The 19079-nt window shown below is 61.2% G+C and carries 18 protein-coding genes; 6 read left to right on the plus strand and 12 right to left on the minus strand.

Annotated features, from left to right (window positions below; translation table 11 throughout):
• Positions 1-7 precede the first annotated feature (7 nt).
• From KUV51_RS09470 to KUV51_RS09500, 7 genes are all read right to left on the minus strand, one after another.
• Complete coding sequence (locus tag KUV51_RS09470; RefSeq protein ID WP_222521396.1) at positions 8-904, minus strand: homocysteine S-methyltransferase family protein; 897 nt, start codon at positions 902-904, stop codon at positions 8-10.
• Between the two features lie 66 nt (positions 905-970).
• Positions 971-3415 (minus strand): FAD-dependent oxidoreductase, encoded by a 2445-nt coding sequence (locus tag KUV51_RS09475; protein WP_222521397.1) that lies wholly within the window; start codon positions 3413-3415, stop codon positions 971-973.
• 2 nt (positions 3416-3417) lie between these two features.
• Positions 3418-3789, minus strand: a complete 372-nt coding sequence (locus KUV51_RS09480) for a GFA family protein (RefSeq protein ID WP_222521398.1) — start codon at positions 3787-3789, stop codon at positions 3418-3420.
• 1 nt (position 3790) lies between these two features.
• Positions 3791-4411 carry a LysE family translocator gene (locus KUV51_RS09485; protein ID WP_222521399.1) on the minus strand — a complete coding sequence of 207 codons (621 nt, stop codon included), beginning with the start codon at positions 4409-4411 and terminating at the stop codon, positions 3791-3793.
• On the minus strand, positions 4411-4983 hold the full coding sequence (locus KUV51_RS09490; RefSeq protein ID WP_039685384.1) for a helix-turn-helix domain-containing protein: 573 nt from the start codon (positions 4981-4983) through the stop codon (positions 4411-4413). The genes KUV51_RS09485 and KUV51_RS09490 overlap by 1 nt, the downstream gene beginning before the upstream one ends.
• A 65-nt stretch (positions 4984-5048) precedes the next feature.
• On the minus strand, positions 5049-5501 hold the full coding sequence (locus tag KUV51_RS09495; RefSeq protein ID WP_222521400.1) for a GAF domain-containing protein: 453 nt from the start codon (positions 5499-5501) through the stop codon (positions 5049-5051).
• A 74-nt stretch (positions 5502-5575) separates the two neighbouring features.
• Positions 5576-6748 carry a thiolase family protein gene (locus tag KUV51_RS09500; RefSeq protein WP_222521401.1) on the minus strand — a complete coding sequence of 391 codons (1173 nt, stop codon included), beginning with the start codon at positions 6746-6748 and terminating at the stop codon, positions 5576-5578.
• 88 nt (positions 6749-6836) lie between these two features.
• Here KUV51_RS09500 and KUV51_RS09505 point away from each other — a divergent pair, with 88 nt between their 5' ends.
• The 3 genes from KUV51_RS09505 (at position 6837) to KUV51_RS09515 (ending at position 9462) form a co-directional block, all read left to right on the plus strand.
• Positions 6837-7175, plus strand: a complete 339-nt coding sequence (locus KUV51_RS09505) for an STAS domain-containing protein (protein WP_222521402.1) — start codon at positions 6837-6839, stop codon at positions 7173-7175.
• Positions 7176-7204: 29 nt separating this feature from the next.
• Positions 7205-7654 (plus strand): ATP-binding protein, encoded by a 450-nt coding sequence (locus KUV51_RS09510; protein ID WP_222521403.1) that lies wholly within the window; start codon positions 7205-7207, stop codon positions 7652-7654.
• Between the two features lie 233 nt (positions 7655-7887).
• Positions 7888-9462: a gamma-glutamyltransferase family protein gene (locus KUV51_RS09515; protein ID WP_222521404.1), complete on the plus strand. Its 1575-nt coding sequence runs from the start codon at positions 7888-7890 to the stop codon at positions 9460-9462.
• 39 nt (positions 9463-9501) lie between these two features.
• Here the strand turns inward: KUV51_RS09515 and hspQ are convergent, their stop codons facing one another.
• Positions 9502-9828, minus strand: a complete 327-nt coding sequence (gene hspQ, locus KUV51_RS09520; RefSeq protein WP_039685373.1) for a heat shock protein HspQ — start codon at positions 9826-9828, stop codon at positions 9502-9504.
• Between the two features lie 85 nt (positions 9829-9913).
• Between hspQ and KUV51_RS09525 the strand changes: the two genes are divergently transcribed.
• On the plus strand, positions 9914-10795 hold the full coding sequence (locus KUV51_RS09525) for an AEC family transporter (RefSeq protein WP_222521405.1): 882 nt from the start codon (positions 9914-9916) through the stop codon (positions 10793-10795).
• Positions 10796-10865: 70 nt separating this feature from the next.
• Positions 10866-11441: a lytic transglycosylase gene (locus KUV51_RS09530; RefSeq protein WP_222521406.1), complete on the plus strand. Its 576-nt coding sequence runs from the start codon at positions 10866-10868 to the stop codon at positions 11439-11441.
• On the opposite strand, the gene KUV51_RS09535 is transcribed toward KUV51_RS09530, so the two are convergent.
• From KUV51_RS09535 to KUV51_RS09550, 4 genes are all read right to left on the minus strand, one after another.
• On the minus strand, positions 11442-12017 hold the full coding sequence (locus KUV51_RS09535; protein WP_261385760.1) for a LolA family protein: 576 nt from the start codon (positions 12015-12017) through the stop codon (positions 11442-11444).
• A gap of 118 nt (positions 12018-12135) precedes the next feature.
• Positions 12136-15021 (minus strand): DNA translocase FtsK, encoded by a 2886-nt coding sequence (locus KUV51_RS09540; protein ID WP_222521408.1) that lies wholly within the window; start codon positions 15019-15021, stop codon positions 12136-12138.
• 17 nt (positions 15022-15038) lie between these two features.
• Positions 15039-16217, minus strand: coding sequence for an aminotransferase class I/II-fold pyridoxal phosphate-dependent enzyme (locus KUV51_RS09545; RefSeq protein ID WP_222521409.1), 1179 nt, complete (start codon positions 16215-16217; stop codon positions 15039-15041).
• 206 nt (positions 16218-16423) lie between these two features.
• A complete protein-coding gene (locus KUV51_RS09550; protein ID WP_222521410.1) occupies positions 16424-17752 on the minus strand; it encodes an amidase in 1329 nt (442 codons plus the stop codon).
• An 83-nt stretch (positions 17753-17835) separates the two neighbouring features.
• Between KUV51_RS09550 and KUV51_RS09555 the strand changes: the two genes are divergently transcribed.
• Complete coding sequence (locus KUV51_RS09555) at positions 17836-19062, plus strand: FAD-dependent monooxygenase (RefSeq protein WP_222521411.1); 1227 nt, start codon at positions 17836-17838, stop codon at positions 19060-19062.
• Positions 19063-19079: the final 17 nt, after the last annotated feature.

Raw genomic sequence — 19079 nt, forward strand, 5'->3', positions numbered from 1 at the left:
CGTATCCTCAGACGATTGTGTGGCCGTCCGCCCGCAGGCGTTTGGCGATTTCAGCAATATGGGCGGGGCCGACCTCGCAGCACCCACCGACGATGGTGGCGCCTGAGGCGACCCAGGTCATGACGTGGTCGGCGTAAAGCTCCGGTGTGAAGTCGCGGCGCAGGGTCAGGCTGTCGACGGTGGGTTTGTCGTCGAGAAAGCCTTCGGTGATTTGTTCGAAGCCGTTGGCATATCCACCGATGGGTAGTGTCGTGCCGCTCAGCGCGTTCAGTGCGGGCAGGATGGCTTCGGGCGTGGAGCAATTGATCAGGATGGCGCTGGCCCCGCCGTCTTGAGCGATGGGCACGGCATCAGCAACGGCCTCACCCGACCGCAGGCGTGATCCATCGCGGTCATCCACCGTGAGCGCGAGCCACACGGGCAAGCCAAGCGGAACGGTGGCTGCAAGGATATCCCGGGCATGGTTGAGGGACGCCACCGTTTCACAGATCAGAATGTCACACGCAGGGGCAAGCAGCTCTGCCACCTCCGTAAAGAGCGCGACGGCCTCTTCGGACTCTGGATGCAAGTCTGGCCGGTAGCTTGCGCGCAATGGTCCGATGGCCCCGGCGATGCGGCCGGATCCATGTTCGCGCCGGGCAGTACGCGCCTCGTAAAGCGCGCTTTGATGCAGGGCAGAGAACGCTCCCTCGACCGGCGTACCGGTCAGACGGTCGTGGTGAATCGCATAGCTGTTGGTCGTGGCAATCGTGGCATCGGCAGCAAAGAAGTCCTTGTGCACAGCCGTGACCATGCCGGGGTGATCCAGCATGATCTGTGTCGACCACAGCGGCGTCGGCCTGTCCCCGGCGCGGTGCACCAGTTCCTGCCCCATACCACCATCCAGAAGTGTGATCTCTGCCATCGCTCTTTCTCAAAGGGCGCCGGAAACCGACACGGTTTCCGGTCCGTTTTCTGGGTCAGAAAACGGCTACGCGCGCAGCCGTTCGTTCTCCGGATCCCACAGGGGCTGATCGGGTTGCACGGTGGCGGCGTAGCGCTTGCCAAACATCTCGACCTCAAGCGTTGTGCCGGGCGAAGACAGGTCCGTCTGCACGACACCCAACGCGACAGAGGCGTTGATACGGTGCCCCCATGCGCCCGAGGTTGTCTCGCCCACAACCTTGTCTCCGCTCCAGATCGTCGACATGTAGGGCGCGTCCTGTTCGCCCGCGTCCACCAGCATGGTGACAAAGCGCTTCTTCGATCCCTGCTGCTTTTCGTTCTGCAGCGCGGCCTTGCCCGGGAAGTCCTGCGGCTTGTCCAGCTTGACGAAGCGGTCAAGCCCGCCTTCGAACATGGTGTAGTCGGTCGACAAATCGCCCTTCCAGGTGCGGTAGCCTTTTTCGACCCGCATGGAGTTCAGGGCGTACATACCGAACGGCGTGGCTCCGGCATCGCGGATGGCGTCATAGACCTGTGCCGCCTGATCGGTCGGTGCGTGCACCTCCCAACCCAGTTCACCGACAAAGGACACGCGTGCCATGGTCACTGGCACGCCAGCAACGGTCGCGGATTGGTGCGTCAGCCAGCCAAGCGACAGGTCTGCGTCCGAGATACCTGCGAACAGGTCGCGCGACTTGGGTCCGGTCACAAGCATGGTGGTGACGTCTTTGGACAGGTCCTTGATCTCCACGCCTTCCGGTGCGCGCGAAGCGAGCAGTTCGAAATCGTGCCACTGCGCGACGGCAGCCGTCATGATGGTGAAGTCGTCTTCGCCGTGACGGATCACCGACACTTCGGTCAGGATACGGCCTCGGCTGTCGGCAAAGTAGGACAGGTTCATCCGCCCCGCCTTGGGCAGTGCGCCGGTGATCTGGGTGCGCAGGAATTCCGCTGCACCTTCACCCTTCAGCGAATAGCGCGAGAAGCCGCACATATCGATGACACCGACGCCATCGCGGACGGCTTCGACCTCTTCCTTAATCCGGATCTCCCACGGACCGGAGCGGTTCCAGGTCTGCGTCGACTCTTCGGAGATGTCATCGCCGTCCTTGGCAAACCAGTTGGCCCGCTCCCAACCGTTATACGCACCCATCTGGGCGCCATCGGCCTTGAGCCGCGCGTCGTTTGGCGACAGCTTCTTGTTCCGCCCCGCAGGCCATTCGTGATGTGGGAAGTGCATCGCGTATTCGTGGCCGTATGTTTCGAGCGCCTTCTTGAGGCTGTAGTCGTGATCCGCGTAGTCGGTGTAGCGGCGCGGATCGACGGCCCACATGTCCCACTCGGTCTCGCCGTGCATGATCCACTCGGACAACACCTTGCCCGCGCCACCGCCTTGGGCGATGCCGAAGGTGAAGGAGTGCGCCTCGAACGCGTTTTTGACACCGGGCATCGGCCCGATCATCGGCAACCCGTCGGGTGCGTATGGGATTGGGCCGTTGATGTTGCGGCCCACACCAGCGGTGCCGAGCGCAGGCACACGCTCCATCGCGTCTTCGATGTAGAATTCGAGCCGCTCCAGATCATCGGGGTACAGCTGGAAGCTGAAGTCCTCTGGCATCGGATCATCGGGCGTGACCCAGTGCGCCTTGCAGTTCCGCTCGTACGGGCCGAGGTTCAGGCCGTTCTTGTCCTGGCGCAGGTAGTAGCTGATGTCCACGTCGCGGATCATCGGCATCTTGTGGCCCTTTTCCTTGGTCCACTCGGCCAGTTCGGGGATCTCTTCGGTCAGGAAATACTGGTGAGACATCACCACCATGGGCACGGTGCGCCCGCCGAAGGGCTTGAACATCTCGCCCACGCGCTGCGCGTAGTAGCCTGCACAGTTGGCGACATACTCGGCGCGGATGTCGCCCTTTTCTGTCTTCACGATCCACTCGTCACCGTCGCGGTCGATGCCGATCACGGGGCAGAAACGTTCGATGCGACCACCGGCATCGCGCGCGCCTTTGGCCATCGCCTGGGTCAGCTGAGCGGGGTCGATGTCACCGTCAAGCGGATCCCACAGACCACCCGCCAAATCATGGGTTTCCATGAACGGGTTGAACTCTTTCAACTCATCCGGCGTGCACATCTGCATCTCAAGGCCCTGATAGCGGCCCATGCCTGCGACCCGCTCGAACTCCTGCATCCGCTCCTTTGAATGGGCCAGACGCAGCGCGCCCGTGACGTGGTAGTTCATCGGGTAGTCAACGTCGTCTGCCAGCGTCCGGTACATCTCCAGACCGTAGCGCTGCATGTTCATCACCGCCCACGAGGACGAGAAGTTGGGGCAGTTGCCTGCGGCGTGCCAAGTGGAGCCTGCCGTCAACTCATTCTTTTCCAAGAGCACGCAGTCTGTCCAGCCCGCCTTGGCCAGATGGTAGAGTGCCGACGTGCCCACCGCACCGCCGCCGATGATGACCACGCGGGCCGTTGTTGGAAAATCGCTCATGGTCAGGTCTCCCTTTGCGGAACGTTGTCCGCGATGTCGTAATAGTCGCCCTTGTCGGCGGTGAAGATATGGGCGCGCAGGTGCAGCCCGGAGGGGCCGTCAACCGACCCCATGGAAAAGCTCATCCATTCCTCGGAATGGTCCTTCCAGAACAGGAAGGACCCGCATGTTGGGCAAAAGCCCCGCTTTGCCGTGTCGCTGGCCGCAAACCAGCGCACTTCGCCCTCGATCGTGATGTTTCCGTCGGGCGCATAGGACGATGCCCATGTGTGCCCGGACTGCTTGCGACACTGGTTGCAGTGGCAATTGGCCGGTTGCCCAACCTCACCCGTGACCGTGTAGCGAACGGCACCGCACAAACAACTGCCCTGCATCTCAGGTCCTCCCCGGTGTGGAGGACGCACCGAGCAGCACGCCGTAGATCACAAAGCATACGGCCATGACGCGGCGCACCCAGACATTGAAAACCGCGCCAAGTGCAGCGCGGCCGATGCCTGCACCCAGAGCCGTATAACCCGAGTAGCTGAGCGCGGTGATCGTCAGCGCGGTCGGCATGATCAGCCACATCTGGTCCCATACAGGCACGTCTGGCTGTACGAACTGCGAAAAGGCAGCGAGGTAGCCAGCCACGCTTTTAGGGTTGATCGTCGCAATGGCAAAGGCGCGAAGATAGATTGACTGCCCGGACTGCGCCGACACCTTCGGCAGTGTCCGCGCCAGAAGCCAGCCACGCACGCCCAGATAGATCAGAAAACCTGCACCAATCAGCTTTGCCGCGAAGAATAGCGTCGGCGATGCCGCAATGAGTGCCGTCACGCCCGCCGCCGACAGGATCAGGAACAGCGTGGCTTGTGTCAGGATGGCCAGGATCCCGGGAACGGAGCGGCGGAAGCCGAGGGTCATGCCGTTGGTGATGCAGTTGACCGCGTTGGGACCGGGCGTGGTGACAAAAACCACCCAGAACACCGCGAATATGATCCACCCCTCGATCGACATCAGTAGACCGGTGGCGCGATGGCCCAGATCGCGACCGCAGGCGCGTCATAGGGGTTTTTCCAGCGGAACGGCTCGCCCCGTATGCGGAAACTGTCACCGGGCGCGATGGCAAAGGTCTGCCCTGCAATCTCAAGTTCCAAACGACCCGAAATCAGATAGCCAACCTCCTGCGTGGGGCGTGTGACCGCCTCAGTGATCTCGCTATGCGGCTCGAAGGTGGAATGCACCATCTCGAAATCGTCGGTAAGGTCGGGGGACAGGAGCTCTTCGACCAGACCGGCCGTACGCGATCCGATGGGGCGGCGGGCGCCGCTGCGCACGACATACCCTTCTTCGCGCGCGGGAGCCGCACCACGGCGGAACAAAGTCGAGACAGCGATGTCCAGCTTGACCGCGATGTGCCGCAGATCGGTGATCGAAGGTTCGGACAAATCACGCTCAACCTGACTGACCCACCCGACCGACCGGCCCAGAGCGTCTGCCATATCCTGCAACGTCAACCCTCGTGCCTTGCGCAGTGCCCGCAGATCGGCGCCTAGGCTGTGGGCAATATTCGGATCAGATTGCAGCATGCGCGTGAAATTCCCTTTCCGAATTTCACGTAAGGGAAAGCAAAATGAAAAATCAAGCTAGTTTTTCACGGACGCGCAAAAACATCCCCGAGAATCGCCGACAGCGCATCCGCATCGCCCTGAGAAAAGGCATCCGGCTGGTCGCTGTCGATGTCGAAGACGGCAATCAAATCTCCAGCAGCATTTCGGACCGGCAGCACCAGTTCGGAGCGTGTGGAACTGGCACATGCGATGTGACCGGGAAAGACATCGACATCCGCCACGAGCTGCACCTCACCCGTGCGCGCGGCAGCACCGCAGACGCCGCGCGAGAACGGGATCTGCAGGCACCCATGGCCGCCCTGATATGGGCCGATCTTCAGCAGCTCAGGCCCGGTCACGCGATAGAATCCGGTCCAGTCAAACCGGTCATCGCTATGATGCACCTCGCAAGTGACAGTCGCCATCAGGGAGACGGGGTCATCTTCGCCTTCGGTCAGGCTTTGAATCGTTTTTGCAAGAGTCGTGTAGTCTGGCACTGGCGGTTCCTGTTTTGGATGGATGGACTGGGGTGCTGCCCCAGACCCCGTCGTACTTTTAGTCAGAAGAAACCTTAGGCGCGTTCGATGGCAATGGCCGTTCCCTCGCCCCCACCAATACAGATGGCCGCGATCCCACGCTTGAGGTTCCGCTTTTCCAGCGCATTGAGCAGCGTCACAACAATGCGCGCACCCGAAGCGCCTATCGGATGACCCAGCGCGCAGGCACCCCCATTGACGTTCACCACATCGTGGCTCAACCCCATTTCCCGCATGAAGGCGAGGGGAACAACGGCAAAGGCTTCGTTGACTTCCCAGATGTCGACATCGTCCTTGCTCCAGCCGATGCGGTCGAGCAGCTTTTGCGCTGCCGGAACTGGAGCCGTCGTGAACAGACCCGGTGCCTGAGCGTGGCTGGCATGGCCTAGAATGCGCGCCCGCACGGTCAGGCCCTGAGCCTCGGCTGCCTCTTCCGAGGCAAGAACCAAGGCTGCTGCGCCGTCCGAGATCGAAGATGAGTTGGCCGCCGTCACCGTACCCCCGTCGCGAAAGGCGGGTTTCAGATGCGGAATCTTGTCGGGACGCGCGGTACCCGGCTGTTCATCCGCGCTGATCGTGACGCTGCCCTTGCGCGTCTTGACCTCAACGGCTGTCACTTCGCCGTCAAAGGCGCCCGAGTCGATCGCCGATTGCGCCCGGCTCAGCGAGGTCAGTGCGAATTCGTCCTGCACGTCGCGCGTGAACTGATAGGTCTCGGCGCAATCCTCGGCAAATGTGCCCATCAGGCGACCCTTGTCATATGCGTCCTCCAACCCGTCCAGAAACATGTGGTCGATGACCTGACCATGACCGAGGCGCGCGCCGCCCCGCATCTTCGGGAGCATGTAGGGCGCATTTGTCATGCTCTCCATCCCGCCGGCGATCATGGTGTCGGCATGACCAAGTGCGATCCGGTCAAAGGCCATCATGGCCGCCTTCATCCCCGATCCGCACATCTTGTTGAGCGTGGTGGCAGGCACATCTTCGTCCAGACCGGCAGCAAAGCCCGCCTGCCGTGCGGGTGCCTGGCCCTGGCCGGCAGGCAGCACGCAGCCCATCAGCACCTCGTCCACCGTCAATGCTCCCGCGCCGTCCAGCGCTGCTTTGATCGCAATCCCGCCCAGCGCGGATGCGGACATATCGGACAGCGCTCCCTGAAACCCACCCATGGGGGTACGGGCGGCTCCGGCAATCACGACTGGTTTCATGGCTCTCTCCCCTCGGACAATGGCAACAGAATAGTAAGGATTGGCTCCTAGACAGACAATGTAACCAGAGAATTGCAAGAGGGCGCGCATGGATCTTCGCAGCCGATCAGAAGACAGTCTGCAGGTGGTGTCGGTACATGACAGCCGCATCGACGCAGCCGTCGCCATTGAATTCAAGGAAGCGATGCGCAGCGCGACCGATAGCGGCAACGATACCGTCGTGCTGGACCTGAGCGAGGTGCAGTTCATCGACTCAAGTGGACTGGGTGCCATCGTCGCGGCAATGAAGCAGATGGGACAATCCCGCAAGCTGGCCCTGGCTGGCCTGACGCCAACCGTGGAAAAGGTTTTCCGCCTGACCCGTATGGACAGTGTGTTCCCCGTCTTTCCCACACTCGACGGCGCACTTACCGAGTTGAAAACCTGATTGTGTCGCCCCAGATGAAGGCGCTTTCGATGACCCGCACCACATTCCTGCCAGCCTTTCACATCTCGGTCGTCAGTGGCCGCTTGGCCGTCCGGCACGCGCTCGCGCAACTCCTGGATGGCTTGAAACCTCTGGCCCTGGACGTGGAAGAGGCGGGTACGGTCGAGCTGGTCATGGCAGAGGCACTGAACAACATTGTTGAACATGCCTACCCTGAAACAGATGCCAGCGGTCCGATCGACATCACCTGCGCGCACGAAGATGACGGTTTGCACCTGACAGTGACCGATTCGGGCCGTGCGATGCCAGATGGACAAACACCTGTTGGCACGGCAGCAGAAATTGATGTCGATTTCTGTGATATGCCAGAGGGAGGGTTTGGCTGGTTCCTGATCAAGGATTTGGCCAAGGACGTGACCTACCAACGGCAGGACAACCAGAACCGTTTGCGCCTGCGTCTCGCAGTAGCGCTCGCATAGCGAGAAAATCTGGCTTGTCGGGCACCGTTTTCGCAAAAGCGACGCTGATCCACCACATTCCTGCCCGAATCCGACGGCATAACGACACCCGTAGCTGCATTAGCTTCCCTCGGTGTCGTGCGTAATTGCCCCCACCCAGTGCGCGACACCGAGGAACTTCTTCTCAAATTCGAGTAGACACTGCCTCGCCGCACTTTACTTTTCGCCGGGCACAACGATCTCGGGGACATATCATGCGCGATTTTCACTTGCCTGGCCGCTCACCGGTACTCGCGACATCCGGCATGTGTGCTACGTCGCACCCCCTGGCAACCCAGGTCGCAGTCGACATCATGAAAGCAGGCGGCAACGCCATGGATGCCGCTATCGCCGGGGCGGTCCTACTGGGTATTTGTGAGCCGCAAATGACCGGCATCGGCGGAGATTGCTTTGTGCTCTGGTCAACACCCGATGGTGAAATCCACGGCCTCAACGGATCGGGCCGCGCACCGGCAGCCCTTGATGCAGCAGACTTACGCGCCGCGGGCGAAACAACCGTCCCCACCTACAGCGCGCATGCGGTAACGATCCCCGGCGCCATCGACGCTTTTTGCACACTGTCAGACCGCGTCGGAACTCTCGGCATTGAGCGCCTGCTTGCACCCGCCATCCACTATGCGGACGCGGGCGTGCCAGTTGCGCCACGCGTTGCCTTTGACTGGGCGAACGATCAAGGCGGCCTGCAAGGGGCCGCGCGCGATGCATTTTTGCTGAATGACGCCGCCCCAACCACCGGGCAAATTTTTGCAGCCCCCGGCCAGGCACAGGTTTTGCGCCGCATCGCCAAAGAGGGGCGCGATGGCTTCTATACCGGCGAAGTGGCCGAGGATATGCTGGCCGCCCTGACCGCAGCCGGGGGCAAACATACCGCAGACGATTTTGCCGCCACAGCGTGCACAGACACCTCACCAATCCGCAGCAGTTACAACGACATAGACCTGGTTGAGCATCCACCGAATGGGCATGGCGCCACCGCCAACCTGATGCTGAACATCCTCAAGCATTTCGACATCGCGAACATGGATCCTTGGGGCACGCAACGGACGCATATCGAAGCCGAAGCTGCCAAGCTCGCCTATGACGCACGCAACCGCTTCCTGGCGGACGCGGACTACACCACGCGGCTTGACCACATGATGGCGCCCGAAACCGCCGCCCAACTCGCCGCCCTGATCGATCCCCAAAAGGCGATGCCAAGCGCCACGACGCTCAGCGAGCAGGTGCACAAGGACACGATTTACATCACGGTGGTGGACCGCGATGGGATGGCTGTGTCGCTCATCTACTCCATCTTCCACGGCTTTGGTTCGGGCATTGCGACCGACAAGTTCGGCATCCTGTTTCAGAACCGCGGCGCGGGGTTCACGCTGGAAGAGGGGCACCCCAACGAACTCAAGGGCGGCAAGCGGCCGATGCACACGATCATCCCTGGTATGCTGGCAAAGAATGGCAAACCGGTCATGCCCTTCGGGGTTATGGGTGGCGCTTACCAGCCCAATGGGCATGCGCGCTTCGTCTCCAACCTCACCGATTTCGGGCTCGATCCGCAAAGCGCCATCGACGCACCGCGCGCTTTCTCGGATGCGGGCGACATGAAGGTCGAGCGGGGGTATTCAGATCAAGTGCGCGCCGAATTGTCCGACATGGGGCATGCCGTCAGTATCCCCGACACGGCCATCGGTGGCGCGCAAGCGATCCTGATCCGCGATGACGGCGTGCTGGAAGGCGCAAGTGACCCGCGCAAAGACGGCTGCGCTTTGGGATATTGAGCAGACTCGCAAGGCGGAGGTGTCCTCCGCCCCCGCGTGTCAGTTCAACTGAAAATGCAGGGGATAGGCGCCGTCCTCGAACGGGCCAAACAAGTCGGGAATGTCCGGGTGATCTACTGGCTCACCGGAATAGTCGGCGACAAGGTTCTGCTCGGACACATAAGCCACGTAGTAGCTTTGGTCGTTTTCAGCGAGCAGATGGTAGAACGGCTGCGCCTTTTTCGGGCGGCTGTCCTCTGGGATGGCCTCGTACCACTCTTCGGTGTTCGCGAACTCGGGGTCGACATCAAAGATCACACCACGGAACGGGTGCTTCTTGTGGCGGACCACTTGGCCCAGATGATATTTAGCGCGAGTTCTCAGCATAGCGTTGCGCCCCCTATCGCTCGTGACTACACGGTGCAAGGGATACTTGTCCAATAATTGAGCACAAATTCGCTGGAAACAGTTTGTGAACCTTGCCTTAACAGTCCTTCAAATCGTTGCCCCTGTGTTCCTGTTGGCCGGTATCGGCTTTGCGTGGGTAAAGGCGGGGCTGGAGTACCGCATCCAGTTCGTCACGCAACTGGCCATGACCCTTTCGCTGCCGTGCCTGATCTTCGTATCGCTGATGCAGACGGACATCGACCCAAGCTCGCTTGCCGCACTGTCCATGGCGTCAGTCGTAGCTTACGGAGCAGTCACCATAGCGATCCTGACCCTGGTGCGATTGATCCGCCTCGACACGCGCACCTACGCGGCGCCGCTGATCTTCGGCAACACGGGCAACCTCGGCCTGCCTCTGGCGCTGTTTGCGTTTGGGGACATCGGGCTCAGCTATGCGATCATCGTTTTCGCGATCATGGCGCTGTGGTCCTATACGTTTGGCATCTGGCTGGTAGCAGGTGCGGGTTCCTTCGGCAAGGTTTTGCGCGAGCCGCTGGTCTGGGGGACGGTGCTGGGCGCGTTGTTTTTGTGGCAAGGCTGGGAAACACCCGCCTTCCTGACCAACGCGCTGGACCTCGTGGGACAGATGGCGATCCCCATGATGCTGATCACTCTTGGCGTTGCGGTCGCGCGCCTGTCCGCAAAGGGGTTGATGCAGGCTGCGGTCCTATCGGCACTAAAACTTGGGCTTTGCACCGGTATTGCGTGGAGTGTCGGCCAGTATTTCACACTCGATCCGACGGCCTTTGGGGTACTGGTTCTGCAGGTCGCGACGCCCGTTGCTGTCACTTCGTACCTGCTCGCTGAAAAATACGGCGCCCAGTCGGAACGGGTTGCGGGCCTCGTTGTCGCCTCAACACTCATGTCGGTGGCCGCCTTGCCCCTGATCCTCGCCCTTGTGCTGTGACAAAACGTGATTTCCACAAACGCGAAATTCCGCTAAACTGTCAAAAAACATAAAAAAGCGAGTGAGGCAGATGAGCAGACTCTTTCGCGCTTTGGCATTGGTTCTTTTGGCTGCCAGTTGTGGCGGCGGGTCAGGTACGGCCCCCGACCGGCTGGACAACGCCTGTTCCATTGTCAGCGAGCGCCCGGAATACCTTCGCGCCTTTCGGGCGGTTGAGCGCAAGTATGGCGTGCCGGTGCATGTCCAGATGGCGACGATCTACCAGGAAAGCAAATTCATATCCGATGCACGCCCCCCTTACCGCTATGCGGCGGGTGTGATCCCAACAGGCCGCATTTCCAGCGCGTTCGGCTACAGTCAGGCTTTGGATGGCACGTGGGATGAATATCTCGACCAGACCGGCAAGCGCCGCGCGCGCAGGGACAGCATCCGCGACGCCACAGATTTCATGGGCTGGTACATGGCGGAAACGAACCGGCGGCTTGGCATATCCCTCAGTGACACGCGCAACCAATACCTTGCCTATCACGAGGGCCGCACGGGTTACACACGCGGCTCCTACCGCAACAAGGCTTGGCTGATGCGCGTCGCGGGTGAGGTGGACGAGCGTTCAGCCATGTACGCGGCCCAGTTGCGGTCCTGCTGATCAGTCGGTCGTCCGTCGCGGCGCATCGAACAGGCGGTTGGAGATACTACCGCCTGTTTTAACCTCCGCCAGAATTACAGTTGTTTGACCACCACCGCTGTCATTTACCACCCACTGGCGCAACTGCACGGGACTACCTGTGAATTTCATCTGGATATTGCCATATTCCGGATGCTCTGGATCCTGGGCGGTCACAATCGTCGCCGTGCCGTCAAAGTCGTGCCCAACAACCATGTTGGCCTGAGATAAATTCACATTCCGCGCCAGGATCAGCGACAGCGGGGTGCGCCGCAGGGGATATGTCTCTGGGGGTTGGTTGGATTTGGAATCGACAATGTAGACTGCATTGGCCGACGCAATAACGAGACCTTCGTTCGGGGCATCATACTCAAATCGCATTTTGCCCGGGCGTTTAATGTAGATCTTGCCGGTATCCGCGGTTCCATCATCGTTGATTTGCGTGAAAGTGCCCTCAACGGTCCGAAGATCATTCAGATAGCTCGAAATTGTGTTCAGCGGCAGCTTGTCCGCCAATGCGGCCTGTGCCGTCACAACTGCTACGGCCACAGCCGCCATCCGGGTCCAAAGGGTCATACCGCTCACCTTCCATGGTCTGGTCTTGGCAACAGTATATAAGCCGCGACCGCGTGTTATGCGATATCAACCATCCGCGACGGCGGGCAGTTCCCGCCGATCACTGCTCAGGCACCAGAATCTCGCGCTTGCCCACGTGGTTGGCCGATGACACAACACCTTCGTCCTCCATCTGCTCCACCAACCGCGCGGCCTTGTTGTAGCCGATGGCCAGTTTCCGCTGGATGTAAGAGGTCGAGCATTTGCGATCCTTGATCACGATAGCAACCGCCTGATCATAGAGCGCATCCTCTCCATCCGTGTTGCCACCCAGACCAAGAACAGCATCAATGTTGCTTTCCTTATCCTCATCCGGCCCATCAACCACGCCCGACACATAATCCGGCGCGCCAAAGGCCTTGAGGTGGTTCACGATCTCTTCGACTTCCTCGTCGCTCACGAACGGTCCATGACAACGGGTTATCTTCGCCCCGCCGGCCATATAGAGCATGTCGCCCATACCAAGGAGCTGTTCGGCCCCCATCTCGCCCAGAATAGTGCGCGAGTCGATTTTCGAGGTCACCTGGAAGGAAATGCGCGTCGGGAAGTTCGCCTTGATCGTGCCGGTGATCACATCGACCGAAGGACGCTGTGTCGCCATGATCAGGTGAATGCCGGACGCCCGCGCCATCTGCGCCAGCCGCTGGATGCACGCCTCGATCTCTTTACCCGCAACCATCATCAGGTCGGCCATCTCGTCCACGATAACGACGATGTAGGGCATCGCCTCGGGCGCGAACTCCTCGGTCTCGAACACGGGTTCGCCCGTCTCGTCGTCAAAACCGGTTTGAACGGTGCGCGAGAACATCTCGTCCTTGGCGAGCGCCTCTTTCACCCGGCCATTGTAGCCGTCGATATTGCGCACACCCATTTTGGACATCTTGCGGTAGCGTTCCTCCATCTCTCCCACGACCCATTTCAGGGCCACAACCGCCTTTTTCGGGTCGGTCACAACTGGGGAGAGCAGGTGCGGAATGCCGTCATAGACGCTCAGTTCCAGCATCTTCGGGTCGATCATGATCAACCGGCATTCCTCCGGCGTCAGCTTGTAGAGCAGCGACAGGATCATCGTGTTGATCGCCACCGACTTACCCGACCCCGTGGTCCCTGCGATCAGCAAGTGAGGCATCTTGGCCAGGTTCGCCACAACCGGATCACCACCAATGTCCTTGCCCAGCGCAAGCGGCAGTTTGTGGTTGCCATCGCCAAAGTCACGGCTGGCGAGAATCTCGCGCAAGACAACCTTTTCCCGGTTTTCGTTTGGCAGTTCGATACCGATGACCGAACGGCCCGGCACGGTCGAGACACGCGCGGACAACGCAGCCATGGACCGCGCAATGTCATCGGCCAAGCCGATCACACGGCTCGCCTTCAGACCGGGCGCAGGTTCCAGCTCGTACATGGTGACGACGGGGCCAGGGCGAACCGATACGATCTCACCTTTCACGCCGTAGTCATCAAGGACATTTTCCAGCATCCGCGCATTCTCTTCCAACGCTTCATCGCTCAGATGATGGCGTTGCACGGCGCTCGGGCTTTCCAACAGGTTCAGGGGTGGCAGTTCGAAGCCGGGATGCGTGTCCTCAAAACTCAGCTTTGGCTGCGCTTCAAGCTGTGCGCGGGTGCTCGGTTGCACCGGCTTGCGCGTGGGTTGCTGCACGACCTTGCGCAGCTCAGCGACAGGAATCGCAGGCGCAGCCGGGGCTGGTTCCGGAATGGGCGCGTACAACTGTTCCGACGTTTCTTCAACATGCGGCTCGGGCGCATAGGCGTGAACCGGGTCGGTCTGTTCCACTGGTTCATGCGCCGCAGTCAAAGGCGGCTCAGACCGCACAACGGCTGGCCCTGTCAGGGGTGGCTCAGGCGGCAAGGCATGTTGAGGCGTTGTATTCAAAACCAACGGATCCGGCCCACGGCCCCGCCCCTTGGTCAACGGCGCCACGCTCTCGGCCTGCACTGCGGGGTTCGACCGCACGCGTGCCTTGATCACATCGGCGATCTTCGACTTGATCCGCTCGTCTCCGGGCCCCTCGCCCACATCAACATCACTATAGGTCTCGACCAGCTCCTGCTCCGGCATCTCATCCGGCACAGGCTCCGACCGCTTGATCAGGGTCGGCATGCGCGACAGGAGGCTCGGCTTTGCGGGCTCTTCGACAATCTCGTCATACTCATAAGCGTGCACATCCGGCACGGCCGCGGCATAGGCTTCAGCCTCCGCTGCCTCAGCCTCGCGCGCTGCGCGGCGCTCGGCCTGCCGCTCCTGCATCGTGCGCGCCGCCTGGACGGCACCGCTCGCCCCACGACCCAACAGGGTCATCAATAGCGCATAGGCCATGACCAGCCCCACAAGCATGAACCGCGCCAAACGCGCAACTTCAGAGCGGGTAAATCCCAGAACAAAGGCGCCAAAAACGACAATCCCAATGCCCATCAGCAGCGACATCAACTTGACGGCAAGGCTCGAGCCGACAGGTAGAACGGTCAGAATGAACGCCATGACCGTATCGCCAAAAAGGCCACCCAAGCCAAAACCATGCGTCGACAGCCACAGGTTACCGGGCTGCAAGGTCGCGGCATAAATCGACCCAAACGCAATCGCGATCGGGGCAAAGATCAGACGGCCCAACGCCCGCTCGGTCCCGATATGCAGGCCAAAGCGCGCACCCCAGGCCATCAGCACAATGGCAATGCCAAACACACCCCAACCGCCAATCATGAACAGCGGCGCGGCAATAGACGCACCGGTCCGCCCCAGCCAGTTCTGCACCGGTGCATCGGTCGACGCCATCCAGTTCGGATCGTCAGGGCTGTAGCTCAGCATCATGGCCGCCGCCATCAGGCCCGCGATCAGCAGGCCGATGCCCACCAACTCGCGGCCGCGCTTTTCAAGCGCCACCTGCATCCCTTGATCAAAAAGCGGATCCCGCCGTGTCTGATATGCCATGCTCGCCTCGTCTTTTCTTATGTGGCGTAAAGTACGTCGCGAATGGCCGTCAGGCCCCGCTCCGTCTCTGCCTTTGGGGCCACTAGGGCGGCCCTGATAAACTCATGTCCCGGGTTCAACCCGTCGATCTCACGCGCCAGATAAGCGCCCGGCAGCACCCGTACGCCGGTCTCTGTCCACAACTTCAGCGCCGCCGCCTCACCATCCCCAACCGGCAGCCACAGAAAAAAGCCTGCCTCGGGCGACATGTATCCCGGCGCGTTGCCAAGGATGCGATCCGCCATGTCGTATTTCTCGTGGTACTGCACCCGGTTCTCGATCACATGCTCTTCATCCGCCCAGACCGCCGCCGCCGCGTGCTGAAGCGGCGTGGGCAAGGGCGTGCCCGCGTAGGTCCGAAGCTGCTTCGCCTCACGAATGGTCGCAGGGCCACCGACAATAAAACCCGACCGCAAGCCAGGCAGGTTTGACCGCTTCGACAAAGAGTGAAAGGCAACAACCCGCTCAGGATCCGCATCACCGATACACTCGAGCACACCAATAGGCGGCACATCGCGATAGATCTCGGAATAACACTCGTCGGCAAAGACCTGAAAGTCATACTGCTCGGCCAGCGCGATCAGATCCTGCCAGTAGTCCTTGCCCGCCACAGCCCCCTGGGGGTTCGCGGGCGAACACATGTAGCAGGCCACCGTCCTGTTCAAAATCGCCGGATCAACCGAGCCGTAGTCCGGCAAATGCCCCGTCTCGGCAGTCGCAGGCACCAGCACAGGCTCCGCCCCCGCCGAAATCGCCGCCAACATATAGACTTGGTAAAACGGGTTCGGCATCAGCACGACCGGCTGCTGCCCATTCTTCACCTCGGGGCACAGCGCCATACCAGCGTTGTACAGGCCCTCGCGCGTGCCGTTCAGCGGCATTACATTGGCATCGGCGTCCATCGTCACGCCATACCGACGGCCCAGCCAATCACAAAACGCCTGCCGCAACTCTGGCAGACCTTCATTTGGGGGATAGTTGTTGAACCCGGCGGCATGCTCCGTAATCACATCAGTGACCCAGGCCGGAAAGGCATGTTTCGGCTCGCCAATGGTCATATGCACGACATCGCCACCGGGCTCGATATGATCGAGCAAAGCGCGCAGACGCGGGAAAGCATAAGCCGGAAGGTTCGAAAACCGCTCGGGAAACTTCATCAAACTGCCTCAGGTTCGGGATCATTCACGCCCCGTTTGAAACAAGGATACCCCAACCGCGACTCCGCCGTCCAGAAAAACCGGGCCAAATCGACAGCTTGTGGCAAATCCGCCAATGAACCCTTCTTCTGGCTGAAAATACTTCGGGGTTTGGGGCAGAGCCCCATTCAAAAAATGAAACGCGTCGCCGCCAGGCGTCCGTCGGATCAGCTCAACGCCAGTTCCGCCGCTGCACCCAGCCGCAAAAGCGCTTCTTCGCCGTCACGAAACCCCATGAGCATAATCCCGCAACTCGGCACGCCAGTCGGCAGTGTCAGCGCACAAATCCCCATCAGATTGCCGACGCGGGTATTGCGCAAGGCCATCAGGTTCTCGGTCTTGTAGTAGTCGCTGTCGCTGTTCAGCCGCTCAAGGTTCGGCGGCAAGATGGGCGCAGACGGCGCCAGAACCGCATCGTAGGACGCCACCGCCGCATCCCAGGCTTGGCGCACTGCCTCGAGCTTGGCCCATGCCGCGTTGTAATCCGGCGCGCTGAACTCCTTGCCCAACCGGAACCGCTGCAAAATCTCTGCATACATGGCTTCAGGCTGCGCTTCGATCACATCCCGCCACAGCCCATAGACCTCGCCCGGCATCAGCGGTCCGGCTTGCGCCATCGCCTCTTCAAGCTCGGGCACTTCCAATGGTTCGACAACCGCGCCCGCTGCACAAAGCCGCTCAATCGCGTTTTCATAAGCCGCACGCGGTGCATCGCGTATGTCATCAAGAACGACGGACTTCAGCGCCGCAAACCGCCGCCCTTTCAACGACGCACCTCGCAAATCACAAGGAAGGCGCCCCTCCATCACCGCCATCAACAACGCCGCATCTTCCACCGTCCGGGTCAACGGCCCGACCGTGTCAAACTTCAGCGACAGCGGCACGCACCCTTCCAGCGATAACCGCCCCTGGGTTGTCTTCAACCCAACCAGATCGTTCCACGCCGCAGGAATACGCACCGACCCACCAGTATCCGACCCGATGGCCGCAGGCGCCAATCCAAAAGCTACCGATGCCGCCGCGCCCGAAGAGGACCCACCCGGAACAGCATCCGCGTCATTCACACACGGCGGCGTCGCAGTAGACGGATTGTACCCCAGCCCCGAAAACGCCAGCTCGCTCATATGGGTCTTGCCGAGGCACACCAGTCCCACCGCCGTCGCATTCTGCACCACCACCGCATCCCGATCCGGAACACGTCCGGTAAGCAGCTTCGATCCCGCCTCGGTCCCATCGCCAGCGGTATCGAAAAGATCTTTCCAGCTGATCGGCACACCATCCAGAACGGACAATCGCTGCCCTGCCTTCGCCCGGTCAGCGGCGGCCTGCGCCTCGGCCATCGCACGCGCCCGTGTCAACCGGGCATAAATCCGGTCCCGCAAATCATGCCCTTCGATCCGTTCGAAAAAAGCCTCTGCCAGATCAACCGGATCAATCTCACCGGCCCCAATGGCGCGGCCCACATCCGCGGCGCTCTTGCCTAACCACTCCTGCATACCTGCCCTCCGACCTGTTGCCCCAAACGGTAGCGACACCGCAGCATATGGACAATCCCGGGGGCATGGCCATATTGCGCGACATGACCAATGACAGTGACATCCTGATCGTCGGCGGCGGGCTCTCTGGCCCGATCCTCGCTCTTGCTCTGGCCCAAAGCGGGCACACGGTCACGGTCATCGACGCGCTTAGCGACAAGGTGCGCAAGAACGCCGCCTTCGACGGGCGGAGTTACGCGGTGGCGCTCACGTCGCAACGGCTGCTCGACGGGATCGGCGTGTGGGACGACATCGCCGACCACAGCCAACCCATGCTGGAAATCAAGGTCTCGGACGGGCGCGCGGGCGAAGGGCCGTCGCCCTTCTTCATGCACTTCGATCATGCCGAGATCGAGGAAGGGCCAATGGGCTACATGGTGCAGGACCGGCACATTCGCCGCGCCCTGCTCGACGCGATGGCGACGACAACAGGCATCCATCACCTTGCCGGCGAAACAGTCACGGCGCAGGATATCGCACCGGGCTCGGTCAAAGTCACACTCGGCTCAGGTAAGTCCCTCACAGGCAAGCTGCTGATCGGCGCCGATGGGCGCGGGAGCGGCACGGCAACACGGGCCGGGATCAAACGCACTGGCTGGGGCTACGGCCAAACCGCGTTGGTCTGCGCCATCGCCCATGAAAAGCCGCATCACGGCATCGCGCACCAGTTCTTCATGCCGCCCGGTCCGCTTGCGATCCTGCCGCTGCCCGGCAACGTGTCGTCGATTGTCTGGAGCGAGACGGACGAGAACGCCAAACGCTTCAACGCCCTTTCGGATGCGGACTACCTGACCATGCTGCGCCCCCGCTTCGGCGATTTTCTGGGAGAGATCAGCTTGGCCGGACAACGGTTCACCTACCCCCTGTCTCTCTCGCTTGCCCAGAACATCGCCGCCGACCGGCTGGCGTTGATCGGCGACGCCGCCCATGGCGTCCACCCCATCGCGGGACAGGGTCTGAACGCAGGCATGCGAGACATCGCAGCGCTGGCCGAGGTCATCACCGACGCCACCCGCCGGGGCGAAGACATCGGCAGCATCGCCGTGCTGAAACGCTACGAAGAATGGCGCCGCTTCGACAACACGGCACTTGCGATGGCGACGGATGGGTTTAACCGGCTCTTTTCAAATGACAATTCCCTGATCCGCGGCCTACGCGACATCGGCATGGGCGTGGTGAATGCCCTGCCCGGCCTGCGCCGCAGCTTTATCCGAGAAGCGGCGGGGCTGACCGGAGACCTACCACGCCTGATGCAAGGTCAGCGCCTCTGATCGGCCGATCGTAAGGC

This window comes from Tateyamaria omphalii, from assembly GCF_019802125.1.
GTDB classification, from domain to species: Bacteria; Pseudomonadota; Alphaproteobacteria; order Rhodobacterales; family Rhodobacteraceae; genus Tateyamaria; species Tateyamaria omphalii_B.